Origin of the sequence: Pseudomonas sp. MWU16-30322, from assembly GCF_020515535.1 — a bacterium.
In the GTDB taxonomy this organism is placed as follows: domain Bacteria; phylum Pseudomonadota; class Gammaproteobacteria; order Pseudomonadales; family Pseudomonadaceae; genus Aquipseudomonas; species Aquipseudomonas fluorescens_H.
The window spans coordinates 431212-452391 of record NZ_JAIWYL010000001.1 but is presented as its reverse complement, the minus strand read 5'-3'; the positions used below and the strand labels follow the sequence as shown (position 1 = coordinate 452391).

At 57.4% G+C, this 21180-nt stretch carries 17 protein-coding genes, 1 tRNA gene and 2 pseudogenes; 7 read left to right on the top strand and 13 right to left on the bottom strand.

The annotated features are described in order from the left end of the window. Positions 1-57: 57 nt before the first annotated feature. Entirely contained in the window at positions 58-654 is a 597-nt protein-coding gene (locus LCH64_RS01960; RefSeq protein ID WP_226499314.1) for a hypothetical protein, read from the top strand. Positions 655-726: 72 nt separating this feature from the next. Here LCH64_RS01960 and LCH64_RS01955 read toward each other — a convergent pair whose 3' ends face one another. Next, positions 727-1332: a TetR/AcrR family transcriptional regulator gene (locus LCH64_RS01955; protein WP_045122457.1), complete on the bottom strand. Its 606-nt coding sequence runs from the start codon at positions 1330-1332 to the stop codon at positions 727-729. 159 nt (positions 1333-1491) lie between these two features. Between LCH64_RS01955 and LCH64_RS01950 the strand changes: the two genes are divergently transcribed. After that, complete coding sequence (locus LCH64_RS01950) at positions 1492-2874, top strand: aspartate aminotransferase family protein (RefSeq protein WP_226499313.1); 1383 nt, start codon at positions 1492-1494, stop codon at positions 2872-2874. A gap of 179 nt (positions 2875-3053) precedes the next feature. Then, a pseudogene (locus tag LCH64_RS01945) lies at positions 3054-3149 on the top strand (metal ABC transporter ATP-binding protein); the annotation flags it as partial. A gap of 23 nt (positions 3150-3172) precedes the next feature. On the opposite strand, the gene LCH64_RS01940 reads toward LCH64_RS01945, so the two are convergent. From LCH64_RS01940 to fdnG, 11 genes and pseudogenes are all read right to left on the bottom strand, one after another. After that, a tRNA-Sec gene (locus LCH64_RS01940) sits at positions 3173-3268 on the bottom strand. A 7-nt stretch (positions 3269-3275) separates the two neighbouring features. After that, the gene (gene selB / locus LCH64_RS01935) at positions 3276-5192 is read right to left on the bottom strand and encodes a selenocysteine-specific translation elongation factor (RefSeq protein WP_226499458.1); all 1917 of its coding nucleotides are present in this window, start codon (positions 5190-5192) and stop codon (positions 3276-3278) included. Next, positions 5189-6601: an L-seryl-tRNA(Sec) selenium transferase gene (gene selA / locus LCH64_RS01930; protein ID WP_226499312.1), complete on the bottom strand. Its 1413-nt coding sequence runs from the start codon at positions 6599-6601 to the stop codon at positions 5189-5191. Before selA ends, selB begins: the two co-directional genes overlap by 4 nt. Before the next feature lie 190 nt (positions 6602-6791). Next, a pseudogene (locus LCH64_RS28325) lies at positions 6792-6950 on the bottom strand (formate dehydrogenase accessory protein FdhE); the annotation flags it as partial. 22 nt (positions 6951-6972) lie between these two features. Beyond that, positions 6973-8529: a helicase-related protein gene (locus LCH64_RS01925; RefSeq protein WP_226499311.1), complete on the bottom strand. Its 1557-nt coding sequence runs from the start codon at positions 8527-8529 to the stop codon at positions 6973-6975. A 9-nt stretch (positions 8530-8538) separates the two neighbouring features. Further along, positions 8539-9516, bottom strand: a complete 978-nt coding sequence (locus LCH64_RS01920) for a DEAD/DEAH box helicase (protein WP_226499310.1) — start codon at positions 9514-9516, stop codon at positions 8539-8541. Then, positions 9513-10412, bottom strand: coding sequence for a DUF1837 domain-containing protein (locus LCH64_RS01915; protein WP_226499309.1), 900 nt, complete (start codon positions 10410-10412; stop codon positions 9513-9515). The genes LCH64_RS01920 and LCH64_RS01915 overlap by 4 nt, the downstream gene beginning before the upstream one ends. A 211-nt stretch (positions 10413-10623) precedes the next feature. Continuing rightward, positions 10624-11556: a formate dehydrogenase accessory protein FdhE gene (gene fdhE / locus LCH64_RS01910; protein ID WP_226499308.1), complete on the bottom strand. Its 933-nt coding sequence runs from the start codon at positions 11554-11556 to the stop codon at positions 10624-10626. Between the two features lie 3 nt (positions 11557-11559). Further along, positions 11560-12225, bottom strand: a complete 666-nt coding sequence (locus tag LCH64_RS01905; RefSeq protein ID WP_103483471.1) for a formate dehydrogenase subunit gamma — start codon at positions 12223-12225, stop codon at positions 11560-11562. Next, a complete protein-coding gene (gene fdxH / locus LCH64_RS01900; RefSeq protein WP_003224976.1) occupies positions 12222-13157 on the bottom strand; it encodes a formate dehydrogenase subunit beta in 936 nt (311 codons plus the stop codon). The genes LCH64_RS01905 and fdxH overlap by 4 nt, the downstream gene beginning before the upstream one ends. Further along, positions 13158-16223: a formate dehydrogenase-N subunit alpha gene (gene fdnG / locus LCH64_RS01895; protein WP_226499307.1), complete on the bottom strand. Its 3066-nt coding sequence runs from the start codon at positions 16221-16223 to the stop codon at positions 13158-13160. A gap of 324 nt (positions 16224-16547) precedes the next feature. Between fdnG and LCH64_RS01890 the strand changes: the two genes are divergently transcribed. The 4 genes from LCH64_RS01890 (at position 16548) to LCH64_RS01875 (ending at position 20589) form a co-directional block, all read left to right on the top strand. Further along, on the top strand, positions 16548-17702 hold the full coding sequence (locus LCH64_RS01890; RefSeq protein WP_226499306.1) for a PatB family C-S lyase: 1155 nt from the start codon (positions 16548-16550) through the stop codon (positions 17700-17702). Positions 17703-17898: 196 nt separating this feature from the next. Further along, positions 17899-18756: a glucose 1-dehydrogenase gene (locus LCH64_RS01885; protein ID WP_226499305.1), complete on the top strand. Its 858-nt coding sequence runs from the start codon at positions 17899-17901 to the stop codon at positions 18754-18756. Positions 18757-18761: 5 nt separating this feature from the next. Beyond that, positions 18762-20105: a cation:proton antiporter gene (locus tag LCH64_RS01880; protein WP_226499304.1), complete on the top strand. Its 1344-nt coding sequence runs from the start codon at positions 18762-18764 to the stop codon at positions 20103-20105. Positions 20106-20292: 187 nt separating this feature from the next. Next, the gene (locus LCH64_RS01875) at positions 20293-20589 is read left to right on the top strand and encodes a hypothetical protein (RefSeq protein WP_003224988.1); all 297 of its coding nucleotides are present in this window, start codon (positions 20293-20295) and stop codon (positions 20587-20589) included. A 54-nt stretch (positions 20590-20643) separates the two neighbouring features. Here LCH64_RS01875 and LCH64_RS01870 read toward each other — a convergent pair whose 3' ends face one another. Beyond that, positions 20644-21180 carry a hypothetical protein gene (locus tag LCH64_RS01870; protein ID WP_003224989.1) on the bottom strand — a complete coding sequence of 179 codons (537 nt, stop codon included), beginning with the start codon at positions 21178-21180 and terminating at the stop codon, positions 20644-20646.

The following is a 21180-nucleotide window of genomic DNA, read 5'->3' as shown; positions in this document are numbered from 1 at the left end:
CATTTTAATCAGCTAGCCTTGGTTTCTGTGACTGAAGGAATTCGGCAAGGAGCTGCCATGTTCAAGTTCATCAAAACCACCGTGATTGGCGGGTTGCTGTTCATTCTGCCTCTGGTGCTGATTTTCGTCCTGCTGGAAAAAGCCATTCACCTGTTGCGTGGCCCCGTGGAAAAACTGCTGCCGATGTTTGCCGGGCACGACATTGCCGGCGTGACCCTGATCACGCTGGCTACGTTATTCGGCTTGATTGTGCTGTGTTTTCTCGCCGGGCTGCTGGCCCGGACTTCGACGGCGGCACGAGCGATTGAAGCCACCGGCGACAAGGTGTTAAGCAATCTGCCCGGCTACCAGTTGCTCAAGGACACCACCGCGCGGTTCGCGGGGATGGAGACTCCCGACGGTGCGCAGGTCGGCATGATTGCCGAGGAACAAGGCTGGCGACTGTGTCTGGTGGTGGAAAGCGTCGGCGACTGGATGACGGTGTACATGCCGGATGGCGGAACGGCCGGTGGCACGGCTGGCGAAGTGCGCTTGCTGCACGCCTCTGAGGTGATCATCACCGAACTGTCGTGGCTGACCCTGGCGGCCGGACTGCGTCGTGGCGGACGCGGGTTGCTGCAGCAGATGCAGCCGTGGTTGCCGAAAGGCTCGTAGAACCCTCCGTCCATTGCGCAACGTTGAGGGGAGCGCGGGATTAGCGTCTGTAGGCCTTTTCCCAAGATGCATTCAATGCGCGAGCATGCCGTGACACAGCAGGCTGAGAACACCGCGCATGTGTTCGGCGTGTGCAGCCCGATCCGGCTCAGGCTCGGTCGCCAGACGAATGAACGCCAGGTTCGCGTACTGATTGAACAGCGTTGCCGCCACGTCGATATCGACCGACTCGCGCACTTTGCCGAGGGTCTGGAAGTGCACCAGCAACGCCTTGGTTTCCTCGATAACCGCCGCATTCCACGGCTCCAGGGCCTGCGCCAGTTCGCCGGAAAACAGAAACGGCGCCAGTTCCCGCCAGAGTGATGCCGGCATGGCCTGCAACTGGTAACGGGTCATCAGCCCTTCGAACTCGCACAACGCCTCCAGTGGATCGCTGTCGTCATCCAGATTGGCCCTAGCATCGCGCATCGCCTGCTCGTCCGGTTGCTTAAGCAACGCCAGCAAAATCTCCTGTTTGCCGCCGAAATAGTTGACCACCGTCGGCGCGGAAACCCCGGCCTGATTGGCGATCTGCTCCAGCGTGGTGGCGCCGAAGCCGTTGCTGATGAACAGCTCCAGCGCTGCCTGCGCGATAACTTCCCTGCGCTGTTCCTTTTGCCGTTCTCTGAGCCCGCTCATGGTGCTGGTGTCCTGTGTTGCTGATGGGCGTCAGCCTACGGATTTCTTTTTTTACCGACAAATATTTTCTTTACAAAAATATTTTTAAGTGACAAATATTGGCCGTGCACCGCTGGAATGAACGCGCACCCACTTGCCCCGTTTCTCTGGAGAACCGCCATGTCCGCCGAATTCGATCCGACCCGCAGCACCCGCGATTACCAGGCCGCTGACGCCGCCCACCACATTCACGCGTTCGTCGACCAGAAGGCTCTCAACGAGGAAGGCCCGCGGGTGATGGTCAGCGGCGATCGCCTGGCGCTGTGGGACAACGACGGCAATCGCTATCTGGACGGCATGTCCGGCCTGTGGTGCACCAACCTCGGTTACGGGCGCAAGGATCTGGCCGCCGCTGCCACCGCGCAGCTGCAACAACTGCCCTACTACAACATGTTCTTCCACACCACTCACCCGCAGGTGATCGAGCTCTCCGAGCTGCTGTTCAGCCTGTTGCCCAAGCACTACAGCCACGCGATCTATACCAACTCCGGCTCCGAAGCCAACGAAGTGCTGATCCGCACCGTGCGCAGGTTCTGGCAGGTGATGGGCCAGCCCGAGAAGAAAATCATGATCGGCCGCTGGAACGGCTACCACGGCTCGACCCTGGCCGCGACGGCGCTGGGCGGCATGAAATTCATGCACGAAATGGGCGGCACCATCCCCGACGTCGCGCACATCGACGAACCGTACTGGTTCGCCCACGAAGGCAACCTCAGCCCGGAGGAGTTCGGCCTGCAAGCGGCGCGGCAACTGGAAGACAAGATCCTCGAACTGGGCGCCGACAAAGTCGCTGCGTTTGTCGCCGAACCGTTCCAGGGCGCTGGCGGCATGATTATTCCGCCCGCCACCTATTGGCCGGAAATTCAGCGTATCTGCCGTAAGTACGACGTGCTGCTGTGCGCCGACGAAGTCATCGGCGGTTTCGGCCGCACTGGCGAATGGTTCGCGCACCAGGCCTTCGGTTTTGAACCGGACACCCTGTCCATCGCCAAAGGCCTGACCTCCGGCTACATCCCCATGGGCGGGCTGATCCTGTCGCGGCGCATGGCTGAAGCACTGGTGGAAAAAGGCGGCGTGTTCGCCCACGGCCTCACCTACTCCGGACACCCGGTGGCGGCTGCGGTGGCCATCGCCAACCTCAAGGCCTTGCGCGATGAAGGCGTGGTCACTCAGGTGAAAAACGACACCGGCCCGTACCTGCAGAACTGCCTGCGTGAGGTGTTCGGCAACCATCCGCTGGTGGGTGACGTTCAGGGTGTCGGGCTGGTGGCGGCATTGCAGTTCGCCGAAGACAAAGCCACCCGCAAGCGCTTTGCTAACGAGAACGACATCGCCTGGCGCTGCCGCACCATCGGGTTCGAGGAAGGCTTGATCATTCGCTCAACGCTGGGGCGGATGATCATGGCCCCGGCGCTGATCGCCACCCGGGCGGAACTGGATGAACTGGTCGACAAGACTCGGATCGCGGTAGATCGCACAGCGCGCGAATACGGCCGCCTGTAACCCATATCCCCTGTAGGCCTTCGCCTGCTCGCGATAGCGGTGTGTCAGTCGATATTTATGTCAATGACACGCCGCTATCGCGAGCAGGCGAAGGCCTACAAGGAATCGAGGAAATATGGAGTCAAGAGGCGCGGCTTGATCTGTGGTTTAGTAACTCTGTCATTCAAATTTGAAACCCAATCCCTGTGGGAGCGGGCTTGCTCGCGAAGGCGGATGACCAGTCGACATCGATGTTGAATGACATACCGCTTTCGCGAGCAAGCCCGCTCCCACAGGGTATTGGGTGAAGCTGCGTAATTGGCGGAAGGCAGCCGGAGTCGAACCTGCCCGGGAACGGATGCCGTCCCCAACCGGGTTTGAAGCCCGGCCGCGCCACCGGGCGCGATTGCCTTCCTTTGAACTCAGGGTGCGTCGGCACTGGCCAGCGCGTTGTCGTGGCGGATCACCCGGGATTCGCCGATGCGCCGGGTCAGGCCGAGGCGGTCGAAGTATTCCAGGTACTGAATACAACGTTTGCGTCCCAAGCCTAGCGCATCGCGGAACGTTGTCACCTGAATCGACGGATTTTCCTGCTCCAGTTGCAACAGAATGTCGGCCATGCGCTGCCGTTGCCCGTCAGACAGAAACAGGTCGCGCACCACCTGATGCATCAACCCCAACCGCGCCAGTTTGCGCAGCAGCAGACGCACCAAGGCATCTTCCGTACCGAGCGCTTTGGCAACGTCGCGCACCCATGGCGGATCGAAACCGGCCTGTTCGAACAGCGGTTGCATCTGCTGCCACAGGGTCTCGTCTTCAGCGTTCAACCGCACCTGATGATCGGGCAGATGCAGCCACGGCCCGCTGGCGTTGATCGACCCGGCAGCACGCAGTTCTTCCAGCAGGCTGACAAAAGTCGAACGCTCCAGCGCCAGACCACTGAAGCGCCGCAAGCGGTCGCGATCCGGGCCCATCTGGTCGGGCTCCAGCTCATGAAACTTCGCCAGTTGCTCCAGCACGGTGAACTTCAGTTGTCCCCAGCGCTGCAGATTGAACAGCACCGGGCCTTGGCGGGTGTCGATCAAGCGCACGTTGGCCGGTAGCGACCAGCCCTCCCGCAGGCGATTAAACTGACGCTCCAGCCGTTGCGGATCGAGGCCGCTAGCACTGTGGTTGAGCAACACCGGCAGCGCCTGCTCAAGAGTGTCGCTGCGGGCCAGGGCTTGCAGTTGCGCCAGTCGTTCCGGGCTGCGGCGCTGGCGGGCCGGGGCGAACGGGTCGAGTACCTGACCTCCGCCGAGGGTGCGTTGCGCGCTCTGGTCACGCAGGATCACGCGATCGCCCTTCACCGCGTGCACCGGAGTGTTGATCAGCAGTTGCGCGAACATGCGCTCGCCAGGTAGCAGGCGCGTGCCTTCGAGCAACGCGACGCGGGCGATGACGTCCTGGGTGCCGAGATGCACGTGAACCGGGTGGAAATGTTCGAAGGTACGCTCGCCGGGCAACAGTTGAAAGTCGATGTCCACGCGTTGCGTCGGTGCGTATAGCCAGTCCGCCAAAAGCCATTGGCCGCGATGGATCTGTTCCAATGTCAGTCGCTCGCCGCTGATATTCAATGCCACACGTTGCCCGGCGAAGGCTTGTTCAGCGACTGTGTTTTGCGCATGTAAGCCACGCACTCGCAGCGCTTTACCGGATGGCCCGAGGGTCAGTTTGTCCCCGACGGAAACCGTCCCCGACAACGCCGTGCCAGTCACCACAATCCCGGCGCCCGCCACGCTGAAGGCGCGATCGATGGCCAGGCGAAAACCACCTTCACGGCTGCGCTGATGCACATCACCCTGGGTCTGCAGCAAGGTCTGGCGCAGTTCATCGACGCTCTGCCCGGTCACGCTCGACACCGCCAGTATCAGCGCGTCGGAAAACGGCCCGGCTTCGAGCAGATCGAGAATCTGCCGCTGAACCTGCTTCACCCTGCCCGTCTCGACTCGATCGCATTTGGTGATCGCCACCAGCGCCCGGGGAATGCCCAGCAACTGAACAATTGCCAGATGCTCACGGGTCTGCGGCATCACCCCATCGTCCGCCGCCACCACCAGCAACACCAGATCGATACCCTGCGCCCCGGCGAGCATGTTGTGGGTGAATTTCTCGTGGCCCGGCACGTCGATGAACCCGGTCAGCCCGGCACCGGGTTCCAGCTCCGCGTAGAGATAACCGAGGTCGATGGTCATTCCGCGCTCGCGCTCCTGCGGCCGGCGGTCGCCGGTTTGTCCGGTCAGGGCTTGCAGCAACGAGGTTTTGCCGTGGTCGATGTGCCCGGCGGTGCCGACGATCACGACTCGACCTGCAACTGCGGCAACTGCGCCAGCCACGCCGCTTCATCGTCGAGTTGCCGTAGATCGAGCCACAGCGCATCGTCGTCAATGCGCCCGAGCACCGGGATCGGCAAGTTGCGCAACGCCGCTTCCAGATTGAGCAGAAAGCGTCCGCGCAAGCGTTTCGATACCTGCGGGCGCAGGCAAAGCGCTGCACTCGGCAAACGCGCCACCGGTTGGCTGCCGCTGCCGATCATGCCCAGCGCTTCCACTGCACTGACATTCCACGGTTCGCCGATGACCTGTACCAGTGCCGGTAGCAGGCGCTCGGCCTGGGCGAGGATCTCGGCTTGCGGGCGAGTCAACAGCCGCAGGCTCGGCAGACGTTCGGCGAGGCGATCCGGGTCGCGATACAAACCCAGCACCGCTTCCAGTGCGGCCAGGGTTACTTTGTCGACCCGCAAAGCACGCTTCAACGGATTTTTCTTGATCTTCGCGATCAGGTCTTTGCGCCCGACAATCAAGCCAGCCTGTGGTCCGCCGAGCAATTTGTCGCCGCTGAAAGTGACGATGTCCGCACCCTCCAGCAACGCCTGACGCACCGTGGGTTCCGCTGGCAGGCCCCAACGGGTCAGGTCCAACAGACTGCCGCTGCCGAGATCCTCCAGCAGCGGCAAGCCATGCCGATGAGCCAGTTCGGCCAGCTCGGCGGTGGGTACGCGAGCGGTAAAGCCTTCGATGCTGTAGTTGCTCGCATGCACGCGCATGATCAAGCCGCTGCGTGGGCTGATCGCTGCTTCGTAGTCGCGGGCGTGGGTGCGGTTGGTGGTGCCGACTTCATGCAGGCGCACGCCGGCGCGGGCCATGATGTCGGGGATGCGGAACGCGCCGCCGATTTCGATCAGTTCGCCGCGCGAGATGATGCTTTCCTTGCGCGCGCCCAGGCTGTTGAGGGTCAGCAGCACCGCAGCGGCATTGTTGTTGACCACGGTGACGGCTTCGGCGCCGGTCAGTTCGCGGATCAGGCCTTCGATCAGATCATCGCGATCTCCCCGCTTGCCGCTGGCCAGATCGAATTCCAGATTGAGCGGGTAACGTGCGGCCATTTGCACCGCTTCGATGGCCTCTTCGGGCAGCAAGGCGCGGCCGAGGTTGGTGTGCAGCACCGTGCCGGTCAGGTTGAACACCCGCCGCACGTTGCTGCGCTGTTGCTGGGCCAGGCGCTCGCCAACGCGGCCGGCGAGCACTTCGGGGCTGATTTCAATGGCAGACAGTTGACCTTGCAACACGCTGAGCCGCAGCTCATCAAGCAACTGCCGCAAGCCGCTCAGCAACGCCTCACGACCATAACGCTCGGCCAGCGGCAGACAGGCCGGGTGACGCAACAAACCATCAATGGAAGGCAACCGCAGGGCAACACTCGAAGACATCAGCCACTCCCGAAAACAAGACTCTCCGGCATGACCTGACGCAACGCGTCTAAATACAGCACACCGGCCCCCAATTGTGGGAGCGGGCTTGCTCGCGAATGCGGTGAGTCAGCCACAAATGATCTGACTGACACGGCCCCTTCGGGAGCAAACCCCTCTCACAGGTTTTTCAGGAGTGTAGACGCTCTGGTCATTCGTCTCCCGGCGCCAGCATCAGATTCGGTGCCAGACGCTGAATACCGTCCTGCGCCAGACGCATGTCGAGCAGCAGGCTGCCGAGATCTGCCGACAACGCTTCGTCTTTGGCATTTACAATGTCATGAAAAAACTATCCACGGATAAATGCGTTATTTCAAATTACAAACAACCTTTCAGCCGTATAGTTTTAAATCACTCAACTCTCTAAACTCATCACTTTGCTCATCCATCAAAGAAAGAACTTCTTCTTTGCTGAAAGGGACAATTGCTTTATTGGTGAAGTTCATGAGACTCGAAAAATTAGCAATTAAAAACTGCGCAAGATGCCGGGGCACACCATAGTTCTGTAGCTCGATAATTCTCGAGTCAGTAGTGCCATACTCTAAAAATTCCGACCAATTTGGCCCGGCACCTTCCGCCCCGAAACGAGCCTCCAACAAATTGTTGTAGTTCTCAAAATAACTTCTTATCTTAAACCTTATGAAATTATCAATATCAGAGATCAAACCATTAATTACTATATTCAATTGACGCTTGTCGTTTTTATTGAATGGCTCCATTCTATCTACAACCCAAACCTCGCCTTTTTTCTCATGATATTCAAGAGCGCCTTGTATCATATAATGCAGAGGCTTGGTGTTAGCCCAGTCAGCGATTAATACCGCGTAATACTTTAAGGTATCTCTGGACCGGTACAGAGGAGTTCTCCCGGAAGACTCCTCCATTTCCCAATTATAGAGAGCACTGAGCGTATTCAATGCTAAAAGCGCTGTATCATAATTTATATCCGCCGATAGAATCGACTTTATATTTGGATCGCAAAAAATTCTATTTTGATACTCAGCTTTAATTCCTGAAGATGCCTCTAGTATTTTTTCGGGAACCGAATTCGACAAGCTTTTCTGCCGTAAAACAGCTTGCGCTGTTTGTGCACTTGAAATCATATTAGAACGAAGAACAGAGTCCTCCCCCCTTATCTCATGTATCAATGCGATATTGGCATAATGTTTCCATATTCTAACCTGATCAGCCGCAGGTGCTTTTGTGCTAAAGTCCTTGCCGGAAAGTGCTGACTCAATATTTTTAAAAAAATTTCCTTTCCCGGATATAAGCTGCGGCTCAAGTTTTTTTATGTCTTTTCTTCTCACAACATTTAAATCTATCTCAGGTCTATCCCACCTATTTTTTCTTTTTTCAGCCCTAGTGCATATTATATTCCCCGACAACTCCTTGGTTAATCGACCAGCTCGACCGCACAAATTCCAAAAATCAATATCGCTAAATTTTGTAAGACCAATAGCATTACTCAATATAAATATATTCTTTGCAGGAAGATTGACTCCCTCAAGAAGAGTAGAGGTACAAAAAATATAATCAATTTTTCTATTTTCAAAGAGCCACTCAATCCGCTCTCTTATTCTCTGAGGCAAATTTCCAAAATGAAATGCCACACCCTTTTTTAGACAGTCGATTAAATAGTATTTTTTATGAAGATGCTCTTCTATCAGACTGATAACCTCATCTACTTCCTTGTTCTTTTTCTGTGGAAGATTTGCTGCAAAATCCAGCGCGAGACCAATAGTATCAGACTTAGAATTGCAATAAATAATACTCTTCTCCCCTCCAGAAAGCTTTCTAATCCAGTAGTTAAGACTTACATCTTCAAAACTCAAATCAATCGATAATTCGACACCTGAATCAGAAAGAAGAAGACTTTTCTTTTCGACCAAATCAAGAAACTATCTATTCTGAGAAACTGGTGAGCTTTTAATGCAAAGCGACTCATCAGAACTTTTTTCGAATAGCTTTAAGAAAATATCGGGGTTTGGAATATTGGGCGATGCAAAATACAACTTTACACTCTTACGCTCAGCCTGCAAAACCGCGTGATAGTAGAGTGGGCTTCGCGTATCTTTTTCTGAAACTATTTTGTGAGCCTCATCAACAAAGAGATAATCAATCTTCGGATTGTCTGACTCAGAAAGGTAAGAAATCAATCGCTCCGGCGTAAAGATAAATATAAATCGAGTGCTTTCATTTTTGAATGCACTAGGAATGATGGGGTGAGTGAGCACCTTATACTGGGAGTACTGAGAGAACTCAGATTTTATTTGATTAGCAGCCTGATTGATCAGCGCCCTAGTTGGTACAAGGAGAGCGACATTGTCAGTACCTCTATGCTCCTCAATAAGATGATGTATAAAAGCCTTAATTATGAAAGACTTTCCTATTGATGTCGGACCAGAAAAACTGTAGTGGTTATTCTTTTTTAAATTTTCATAAATTTCGTACTGAGAGTCTGTAAAGGTGTGTTCGCTATTTGGTATTGCGTGAAACACCTCCTTTATTATTCGCTCAAACACCACTTCTCTAGGCGAGCGTATCTGTTGACTAGATGCATCCTCTAGGAATTTTAATGCAGGAAAATTCCCCAATCTAACTAGAATGGGCTTCGCAAAACTTAAAAACGTGGAGTCCTCCCAGTTTGTTTCAGATAAAAGGCTAACAATTTTGTATGCTTTGTTTTTAGCTTCAGGGTCGGAAGATCGAGATAATATATCTGAAAATCTCAGCGCATCAGTTAGCTCCTTGGGTTCAAGATCAGATTCTGGTAGCTCAAAAAACCTATGTGCTGATAGCAGCTCTAGTTTAACCAGAAGTTCTTTAAAGTAATCATCCCCTAACGCTTGCTGCGAAAGCTCATCAAACAGTCTCATCTAGTAATCTCCCTCTGGATCTCTCCCCTATGCTTTATAAGATCTGTAAATGGCAGTACATAAATATAAAAATGATGCCCAACGAGATCAAATTCGTTTATTTTGCTCTCGATATGCGCAAGACGGCTTGCTATTTCACTTTTTATCTGAATTTGAATTTTTTTTCTAAAATCAGAATTTGAAAGTTTCTTATCATCATCATGAATTGTAATTTCATAAGCAACAAAAACGCCAAATGCGTCATCCACCTCAAAAGTATTCACGCGCTTAGGATAGATAATGCTTTTGATAAATGCCTTTTCATCATCGCTGAACGTCTCTTTTTCTAAATGATCACTGATAAGACCTTTCTCATACGGCAGCCCGCTTTTTTCCGCACCTTTAGAATTTATCTCATTCTTAAATTCGTACACTGATTTAAATGCGTGACTAAGAGCCGTAGTAAGTTCCGTCTCTGTTTTTGATTCGCCAAAAATTATCTGAAAATCACCGTCAGGAAGCCTTATAAAATGGACACCATCCGCTCCATTCACATACTGACTTGTAGAGGTTTTTAACTCTAGCTTTGAAAGAATTTTGGGAGCTTTTAGATGCGACTCTAAAAAACAATATAGCAAAAGCTCGCCCAACTCCCCTTTATTCTGGAGGTGATCTAGAAATTTGTCTCTCGCCTTTCGAGAAAGCATTCCTGGCTTACCGCGATATTCCTCTCTCACCTTTCGTGACAATGAATAATTTATAAGCGGGTCGATTAGACTACATTGCAATGTAGAATAATTGAATTCATTTGCATTTATCTTTAACGAAAAAATATCAATCGTGTTTTTACTAATCTTGTGACTCTCTAGGTGATCAAACCCATCGAGAAAGTCACTACTTTCTAGGCTCAAATCCATTTCGAATGCTCAAATCCATGGGAGTGCTAATAGCATATGATTTGGGAAGCTATGCCCTGGCTGAGTGGCAGCATGCCATCATCGAAATTATTTTCCAAGCTTTCTGCTACGACATCACCTAGAGGCATGATCTTCATGGTGCCTAGATTTATATTGCTCCTCTTTTTCTGCATGGCTAACACTTACATCTCTTCTTCATCGCAAATTTTGCTTATGTATCCGCATCCGAGGGGGCAAGCATCAGATTCGGTGCCAGACGCTGAAAACCGTCCTGCGCCAGACGCATGTCGAGCAGCAGGCTGCCGAGATCCGCCGACAACGCTTCGCCTTCGGCATCGTTCTCCAGATACACCAGTTTCAGGTAGCTGTTGCAGCCCGGGCAGACCTCCGCGCGAATCGGCGCCTGATTGGCGGCGTGGCGATCGTCCTCCAGGCTCAGGTAATCGAGGCCTTTGCTCGACTCGCAATACACGCACTTGACCCGCACCACGTGCCATTCGCAGGCGCACAGCGAACACACCAGATAGCGCAGGCCGTTGTGTTTGCCGCGATGGCGGATCACCCCGGCCATCGCCGGCGAACCGCAGCCCGGGCACTGGCTGAGGCTGTCGCCGGGTTTCAGTTGCAGGTTCGCTGCGCTGAGCAGCCAGTGGCTCCACGCCGCTTGCAGGCCGGCGCCGAGAAACGGCACCAGCGCCGCCGGCACCATTGAATACTGGCCGCTGACCAGCGCCACCGCCCACGCACGCAACTGGCCGGCACTGGCCTCCCGCAGCGTGGCCAACGCGTCGAGCACCGCCGGCTGTTCCGATGGCACATAGCGTTGCAGCAAAGCATCCAGATACGCCTGCCAGCCGTCCTCGCGCACCAGCGTATCGGCGGCAAATGGCGGCAGGCCGTGGCGCTGACAGACTTCAAGGCGTTGCGCGTCGATTGGCACCGTCAAGGGCGGCTCGTCCATCACCTGCTGCTGAGCCCGGCACAATCCGGCGATCAGTCGCAGGTAATCGGCCAGCGGATGCCCTTCGGCCAATTGCTCCAGACGCTGGGCGCGCAAAATAAACAGGTTGTGCGGTGGCAGGTACAGAAACGGCGGCGAGCTGGCCGCCGCTTCGATTTCCCCGGGTTCAAGAATGGTTGCCAAAGGTCAGCCCTTTTTGGTGATCGGTCGCTCCGGCACGTCCGGATTGCGTTCATCGCGAGTGATGTCGCGATACCAGAGTTCGTGGTGCTTCTTCGCCCAGGCGCGGCTGACCCAGCCATGCAGCATTGCGTCCACCGAACCCTTGATCCACAGTCCGGCGTAGATGTGAACAATGATGCTGAGGATCAGCACAAACCCGGCCAGCGCATGCAGGAGCATGGCCCAGCGGATCACAGTGATGCCGAAGTACGCACTGAAATACGCACGCCAGATCACCAGCCCGGTGAACAGCAAACCGAGCATGCACAGCAGTAAAGTCCAGAACAGCATCTTCTGCCCGGCGTTGTACTTGCCCACCGGCGGGACGCTCTCTTCGTCGTTGACCAACACCCGATCGATGCGGCGCATCCACTTCCAGTCGTTGTCGATGAAGAAGTTCGCGCGCCAGAAGCGGAACACCAGGCCGAGGAACAACACGAACATCAGCACGCCCATGAACGGGTGCAGAATCCGCGTCCACGGCCCGCCGCCGAACAGGTTGGTCAGCCAGAACATCGATGGATGAAACAACGCCAGCCCGGACAGCCCGGCCATGAAGAACAGAATCGCCACCAGCCAGTGATTGGTGCGCTGGTTGGCGGTGTAGCGCAGGATCGTCTTGTTGCTCATGGCCGGTCCTCCCCGCGTGGATCGAAGGTGTGCACCGCCGGATCGACAACATGCACCGAGGTATCGGGCGGCGTCGGATGGTCATCCTCTTCGGTACGGTTCGGCCCGATGCGCACGTAGTGGAAGAACCCGGCCAGCACCGCCGCGCCCATCGCCAGCAGGCCGAGCGGTTTGCTGATGCCTTTCCACAGGCCCACCAGCGGACTGATGGCCGGCGCATCCGGCAACCCGGCGTAGATCTTCGGCGTGTCGGCGTGGTGCAACACGTACATCACATGAGTGCCGCCGACGCCTTCCGGGTCGTACAGACCGGCGTTGTCGAAGCCACGGCTTTTCAGGTCGACGATGCGTTCGGCGGCGTGTTCCTTCATGTCTTCCTTGCTGCCGAAGACGATGGCCCCGGTCGGACAGGTTTTCACGCACGCCGGTTCCAGCCCTACCGCGACGCGGTCAGAACACAAGGTGCACTTATAAGCCTTGTGATCCTTCTGCGAAATCCGCGGAATATTGAACGGGCAACCGGTGATGCAATAGCCGCAACCGATGCAGTGATCCTGATCGAAATCGACGATGCCGTTGGCGTGCTTGATGATCGCCCCGGGACTTGGGCATGCCGCGAGGCACCCCGGTTCGGCGCAATGCATGCAGCCGTCCTTGCGGATCAGCCACTCCAGGTTGCCGGCGTCGGTTTCGTGTTCGGTGAAGCGCATCAGGGTCCAGGTTTCTGCGCTCAGGTCTTGCGGGTTGTCGTAGGTGCCGTGGTTGTGGCCGACCTCGTCGCGCAGCTCGTTCCATTCCGAGCAGGCGACCTGGCAGGCCTTGCAGCCGATGCATTTGGTGGTGTCGATCAGCTTGGCGACTTCCTGCTGATTTCTCACCGAGGGCGGCACCGTGGTGGTGGCCGAGCGGGCAATGATGTCTTGGCTGGCCATTTACAGTTTCTCCACGTTGACCAGGAATGACTTGGATTCCGGGGTCTGGGTGTTGCCATCGCCGAGGAACGGCACCAGGGTGTTGGTCAGGTAGCCGTGACGCGTCTGACCGGTGAATCCCCAGTGCAGCGGGATGCCGATCTGATGCACCACCTGGCCGTTGACCTGCAGCGGCCGGATGCGTTTGGTCACCACCGCCACCGCCTCGATGAACCCGCGCTTGCAGCTGACCCGCACCCGATCTCCGGCCGCGATGCCCTTCTCCTTCGCCAGCACTTCGCCGATTTCGACGAACTGCTCGGGCTGGGCAATCGCATTCAACTTGCAATGCTTGCTCCAGAAGTGGAAGTGCTCGGTCAGCCGGTAACTGGTGCCGGCGTACGGGAAGTCCTTGGCTTCGCCGAGGCTTTCCCAGACCGAATCGAAGATCCGCGCCGCCGGGTTGCTGGTGGCTTTCTTGTTTTGCGGGTGCAGCGGGTTGATGCCGATCGGCGTTTCGAACGGCTCGTAATGCTCGGGGAATGGCCCCTCGTTCATCTTGTCGACGGCGAAAAACCGCGCCACGCCTTCGGGGTTCATGATGAACGGGTTCATCCCGGCTTCCGGCGGCACATCGGCCTTGTAGTCCGGCACATCGGTGCCGCCCCAGGCCTTGCCGTTCCACCATACGAGGCGCTTTTTCGGATCCCACGGTTTGCCCGAGACATCCGCCGAAGCGCGGTTATAGAGAATCCTCCGGTTGGCCGGCCACGCCCAGGCCCAGCCCAGATGCTGGTGCATGCCATACGGGTCGGCGTTGTCGCGCCGGGCCATCTGGTTACCGGCCTCGGTCCAGCTGCCGGCGAAGATCCAGCAGCCGGAGGCGGTGCTGCCGTCATCCTTGAGCTGAGCGAACGCGGCCAGTTGCGAGCCGGCCTTGACCGTCGCACCGCTGGCGTCGGTAAAGTCGGCCATGGCGCTGCCGTTGATTTCCTTGGCCAGTTCCTCCGGCGAAGGCTCGTCCGGGATCTTGTACGGCCACGACAGTTTCAGCAGCGGATCGGCGAACTTGCCGCCCTCGGCCTGATAACGCTTGCGCAGGCGCAGGAACAATTCGCTCATGATGCGGATATCGGTCTGCGCTTCGCCCGGGCCGTCGGCGCCTTTCCAGTGCCATTGCAGCCAACGGCTGCTGTTGACCAGCGAGCCGTCCTCCTCGGCAAAGCAGGTGGTCGGCAGGCGAATCACTTCGGTCTGGATCTCGGCACTTTTCACGTCGTTGTATGGCCCGACGTTGTGCCAGAACTCCGAGGTCTCGGTGGCCAGCGGATCCATCACCACCAGCCACTTGAGCTTGGCCAGCGCGCCCATCACCCGGTTCTTGTCGGGCAACGCGGCGATCGGGTTGAAGCCTTGGCACATGTAGCCGTTGACCTTGCCCTGACTCATCAGGTCGAACATCTTCAGAACGTCGTAGTTGGGGATGTCGAGTTTCGGCAGATAGTCGTAATTCCAGTTGTTCTCCAGCGTGGCGTTGGCGCCGTACCACGACTTCATCAGGCTGACGTGGAATTTGCTGTAGTTCTGCCAGTAGGACAGTTGCCCCGGACGCAACGGCATTTGCGTACGTTTTTTGATAAAGGCGTTGTAGTCCTGCTCGCCATCGCTGCCCAGGGTCAGATAACCCGGCAACGAGTTGGACAGCAACCCGAGGTCGGTCAGGCCCTGAATGTTCGAGTGCCCGCGCAAGGCATTGACGCCACCGCCGGGCATGCCGACGTTGCCCAGCAGCAGTTGCACCATCGCCGCGCTGCGGATGATCTGTGCGCCGATCGAATGCTGCGTCCAGCCGAGCGCATAGAGAATGGTCATGGTCTTGCCGGGCGTGGAGCACGTGGCAATCTCATCCCAGATTTTCTGCATGGCATCGACCGGCATGCCGCAGATCTGGCTCGCCAGATCAATGTTGTAGCGGCTGTAATGCTGCTTCATCAATTGATAGACGCACTGCGGATCCTGCAGGGTCGGGTCGACCTTGACGAAGCCATCCTCACCCAGCTCGTAACCCCAGCCGGATTTGTCGGTGTAGCTGCGCTTGGCTGCGTCGTAGCCGCTGAAGATGCCGTCTTCAAAGCCATAGCCGGCTTTGACGATGAACGAGACGTCGGTGTAATTGCGCACGTATTCGTGCTGGATCTTGTCCTGGGTCAGCAGGTAATTGATCAACCCGCCCATGAAGGCGATGTCGGTACCGGTGCGGATCGGCGCGTAATAGTCGGCCACCGAAGCGGTCCGGGTAAAACGCGGGTCGACCACGATCAACCGGGCAGCGTTATGCGCCTTGGCCTCGGTCACCCATTTGAAGCCGCACGGATGCGCTTCTGCTGCGTTGCCGCCCATCACCAGGATCAGATTCGCGTTGGCGATATCGGTCCAGGTATTGGTCATGGCACCACGGCCGTACGTCGGGGCAAGACTTGCCACCGTCGGGCCGTGTCAGACACGCGCCTGGTTATCGAACCCCAGCATGCCGAGACTGCGAATCACCTTCTGGGTGATGTAGCCCGCTTCGTTGGACGCTGCGGACGCGGCGAGGAATCCGGTGGTCAGCCAGCGATTGACCGTTTGCCCGCTGTCGTTCTTCTCGATGAAGTTGGCGTCGCGGTCGGCCTTCATCAGGTCGGCGATGCGATCCAGCGCTTCATCCCAGCTGATCCGGGTCCATTCGCTGCTGCCGGGCTTGCGCGTTTGCGGATACAGCAGACGGCCCGGGCTGTGAATGAAGTCCAGCAGGCCTGCGCCTTTTGGACACAGGGTGCCGCGGTTGACCGGGTGGTCGGCGTCGCCCTCGATGTGGATGATGTTTTGCGCGACGTTCTTCGCGGCATCGCCCTGGCTGTACATGATCAACCCGCAACCGACCGAGCAATACGGGCAGGTGTTGCGGGTTTCATGGGTGTGGGCAAGCTTGAAGTGACGCACCTGCTCGGCGAAGGCCGGCGTCGGGGCCATGCCCAACGCGCCCAGGCTAGAGCCTGCAAGGCCGATACCGGCGACCTTGAAGAATTGACGACGGCTGAGATCCATCGTGCACTCCTGATCAGGTGGAACCCGGTACTTGAGCCGGGCTTTTTCTGGACAAACACGGTTACGGCAGAATGACTGCCGGTTTTTTCACTGTAGACAATGACCACACACTCTGTGTGAAAACCGACCGTCGGCGACAATCGGTCATGCCCTGGAAAACCTGTGGGAGCGAGCCTGCTCGCGAAGAGGCCCTGTCAGTTGAGACAAATATTGACTGACACACCGCCTTCGCGAGCAGGCTCGCTCCCACAGGTTTTGTGTATCCCCCAACTGTCATGGGTTTATCATGACGCCCCTGAACAACCCGCCTTCACGAGACCGCGCATGACTTTCGATTTTGATCAGGTATTCGACCGCCACAACACCGGCAGCACCAAGTGGAGCCGCTACCCGGCCGATGTGTTGCCGATGTGGGTCGCTGATATGGATTTCGCCGCGCCTCCGGTGATCATCGAGGCGTTGCAGCAGCGTCTGTTGCACCCGTTGGTGGGTTACAGCGTGGCGCAGGACAATCTGCGTGAAGCCATCGTCGCCGACCTGTGGAACAAGTTCGCCTGGAAGGTCAAACCACAGGAACTGATTTTCCTGCCCGGGGTTGAATCCGGTTTCAACATGGCTTTGAAAGCCTTGGTGCAGCCGCAGCAGAATGTCGTGGTGCAGGTACCGAACTACCCGCCGCTGCGGCATGCGCCGGGGCATTGGAGCCTGAACAAGGTCGAGCTGGAGTTTGTCGCCCAGGCCAATGGCACTTACGCCACGCCGCTGGACACCCTGCGCGAATCGCTGAACGGTGGCGGCGCCCTGCTCCTGAGCAACCCGCACAATCCGATCGGCAAAGTGTTTGCTCGTGAAGAGCTGCAAGCCGTGGCCGACATCTGTGCGGCACAGGACGCCTGGATCATCTCCGACGAGATCCACGCCGAGCTGTGCTTCGACGGCCGCGTACATGTTCCGACCGCCTCCCTCAGTCCGGAAATCGCCAAGCGCACCATCACCCTGATGTCCGCCAGCAAGGCCTACAACATCGCCGGCCTCAAAACCTCGTTCATGATCATCCAGGACGCCGCCCTGCGCGAGCGCGTCAACCATGCACGTTGTGGCATGGTCGATAGCGTCAATCCGTTGGGCATGGAAGCCACCCGCATCGCCTACAGCGAAGGCGCGCCGTGGCTGGCCGAACTGAAAACCTATCTGCAGGCCAACCGCGACTGGCTGGTGGACGCGGTGCGCAGCCGCTTGCCGGGCGTGACCATCAATGTGCCGCAAGGGACGTATCTGGCGTGGCTCGATTGCTCGGCGCTGGAGCTGGACAATCCTCAGCAGTTCTTCCTCGAACAGGCCAAGGTCGGTCTGAGCGCCGGGTTGGATTTCGGTGATCAACACCAACAGTTCGTGCGCCTGAACTTCGGCTGCCCACGGTCGTTGCTGGAAGAAGGCATCGCTCGCATGGAGCGCGCCCTGAACAACCGCAATACCTGAAAACACCACCAATCTGTAGGAGTGAGCCTGCTCGCGATAGCTGACTGACATTCAACATCAATGTCGGCTGATACACCGCCATCGCGAGCAGGCTCACTCCTACAATGGTTTTGTGGTCATCCAAAATCCGATCGAACTCACGGCAAACCGTCCGGGTCAACCGCCCATACCTGCCCTGAGACCTCGGAGATTTGTGATGACCGATTACCCAAAACCACCCTTCCCCACACAAGCTCAAGCCGTGCCGGGTTTGCAAAGCAAAATGCAGCCCTACCCCGATTGCGGCGAACAAAGCTACGTCGGTTCCGGGCGGCTGGCCGGCAAGATTGCGCTGATTACCGGTGCCGACAGCGGCATCGGTCGCGCGGTGGCGATTGCCTTCGCCCGTGAAGGCGCCGATGTGGTCGTGGCTTATCTGAATGAACATGACGACGCCAAAGAAACCGCACGCTGGGTTGAACAGGCAGGCCGCCAGTGCCTGTTGCTGTCCGGCGACCTCGCGCACAAGGCCCATTGCCAGGAACTGGTAGACAAGACCGTCGAACGCTTCGGGCGCATCGACATTCTGGTCAACAACGCTGCGTTCCAGATGACCCACGAGACCTTCGAAGAAATCCCCGATGACGAATGGGTGATGACCTTCGACGTCAACATCACCGCAATTTTCCGCCTGTGTCAGGCGGCGATCAAACACATGCGCCCCGGTGCGTCGATCATCAACACCAGCTCGATCAACTCCGACATGCCCAAACCGACCCTGCTCGCCTATGCCACCACCAAAGGCGCAATTGCCAACTTCACCGGCGGGCTGGCGCAGATACTCGGGCCGAAAGAAATCCGCGTGAACTGCGTGGCCCCCGGACCGATCTGGACGCCGCTGATCGTCTCGACCATGCCCGATGAAGAAGTACAGAATTTCGGCAGCGAAACCCCGCTCGGTCGCCCCGGACAACCGGTGGAAGTGGCGCCGATCTATGTGCTGCTGGCCTCTGATGAAGCCAGTTACATCACCGGTCAGCGCTATGGCGTCACCGGCGGCAAGCCGATGTTGTAAGCCTCATGAGCTTTGTCATATGGGTCGCGGTGCTGGGCGCCGTCTTGCTGACCCTTGCGCTGACCTCGTCCTACCTGCGCTGGATGCCGGTCACCACCTCGGCCGTGTGCCTGTTGTTGGGGATTGGCATCGGCCCGAGCGGTCTGGATTTGCTGAAGCTGTCACTGGAAAACGCTTCCGTATGGATGGAACACCTTACGGAAGTGGCGGTGCTGTTTTCGCTGTTTGTCTGCGGCCTCAAGCTGCGTTTGCCACTGCGCGACAAGCGCTGGCGGATTGCTTTCGGGCTGGCCGGCCCGGTGATGGTGTTGACCATCGCCGGGGTCAGCGTATTGCTGCATTGGGGCCTGCAACTGCCTTGGGGACCGTCGCTGCTGATCGGCGCGATTCTCGCACCGACCGACCCGGTGCTGGCCGCGCTGGTACAGGTCAACGACGCACGGGATGTCGACAGCGTGCGCTTTGGTCTTTCCGGTGAAGCCGGACTGAACGACGGGATCGCGTTCCCGTTCGTGATTCTCGGCTTGCTGCTGGTGCAGGCCGATGCTCATCCCGGCGCGCTGACCGATTGGGTGCTGCACGGTTTGCTCTGGGCGGTGCCGGTCGGCTTGCTCACCGGTTACTGGATGGGCCGCGGCATCGGTCGGTTGACGCTGTCGTTGCGCATCCGCAACGACGACAGCACCCTGAGCCCGAATGATTATCTGGCGCTGTCGCTGATTGCTCTGGCTTATGTCGGCGCAGATGCGATTGGCGGTTATGGTTTTCTGTCGGTATTCGCCGCCGGCCTCGGCTTGCGTCAGGAAGAAGTCAAATCCACCGGCGCCAGCCAGCCGCCCGCCGAACATCTGGTGCAACCGGTGGTGGGCCATCAGAACGTCGAGCCGCAGCACGCGGTACACGGTGATACCGAACGCCTGGAAAGCAGTCAGGTCGCTGCCGGGATCATGATGGGCGACATGCTCTCCTTCGGCAGTCTGGTGGAACGGGCCATGGAAGTGTTTCTGGTGACCCTGCTCGGCGTGGTGCTGGTGCCGCATTGGGACTGGCGGGCATTGGTCATTGGCGCAGTGCTGTTCTGCGTGGTGCGCCCGCTCTGCGTTGCACTGATGCCATGGGGCACCTTGCTTGACGGTGGCCAGCGCCTGTTGATCGGCTGGTTCGGCATCCGCGGGATCGGCAGCCTGTTCTATCTGTTTTATGCCTTGAACCACGGCCTGAGTCCTTCGGTCGCGGCGTTGTGCACCAACATCACCCTGTCCGTGGTGGCACTGAGCATTTTGCTGCATGGCATCAGCACCCAGCCACTGCTGGCGCGCTACGAACAACGGCAAAAACGAAAAAACTGATTTTTCCGGCGGAAATATCTTGGGCAATCCATCGAAGTTTTTTCTGTAAATAAATGGATCCCTCTGCAGATTCCGGCAGTCACAACCATAACCCCTCGCTGTAAGCACTCGGCGGGGTCCGGCAGGTTCGGTTCCCCTGCGGCTTGCAGCCCATGAAAAGGAATCTTTGGATAACAAGGTCACGGTCATGAAAGAATGCTCGACTCCGGCACAAATCAAGGCTTGCAGGGCTTTGGCCCTGGAACGCAATCGTCAACTGTTCGAAGACGCCCACGCCCTCAACCGCGCCGCTTACGAGCTGCTGGAGGCGGACAATCTGGACCTTGAGCAGTTTGAGCACTATCGAGCCATGCGCCGCAAAGCCGATGCGAAGTTCGCCGAAGCCATCGATCACTTGTGCGTCCTCAACGAGGACTTCCCGCCGATTCCGATGTCGCCGCATCACTCGCAGGAGTTGCGCCGGCAGCTTGAAACCGTCGAATAAAGCGCACAAGAAAAAGCCCGGCTGCGAAGTCCGGGCTTTTTCTTTGGGCGGCGTTCAGCCGCCGGGGTTGGTCACCTGAATGAACACCGCGTAAGCCCCGAGCAGGATCCAGAACGTGGCGAAAATCCACGGCGTGCGCACCGAAAACAATAGCGACTTGCGATAGCCCTTATGGCTGGATTCCATTTCACTGAACAGCGGCGACTCGTCGTACGCCATGCCCATGATCGGCTCGCTGCGCAACAACTCGCTCTGTTTGTAGTGCCAGTGATCGATGATGTCGTACGCGGCACGAATCCCCGGCCAGGCATTGAGCGAACTGAGCAGTCCGAGCAGTGCGAGGAACGGCGGCACCACCAGCGTAAACAGCTTGCCCCACTCGGGGTTGAGGTTGGCCATGCACGAGGCAAAGGCAATCACCAGAAACGACTGCGCCGCCAGATAGGCGTCAGTGCGGTTGGCGAGGATGCTGGTTTCATACTGGATTTCCTTGCGATAGAAATCCAGCCGTTCCTTGGGTGAGCCGAACATCTTGGCGTCGTGTTCGGTCAGGTGCTCTTCTGCGGTGGGCTGGGTCAGTATGCGAGGCAA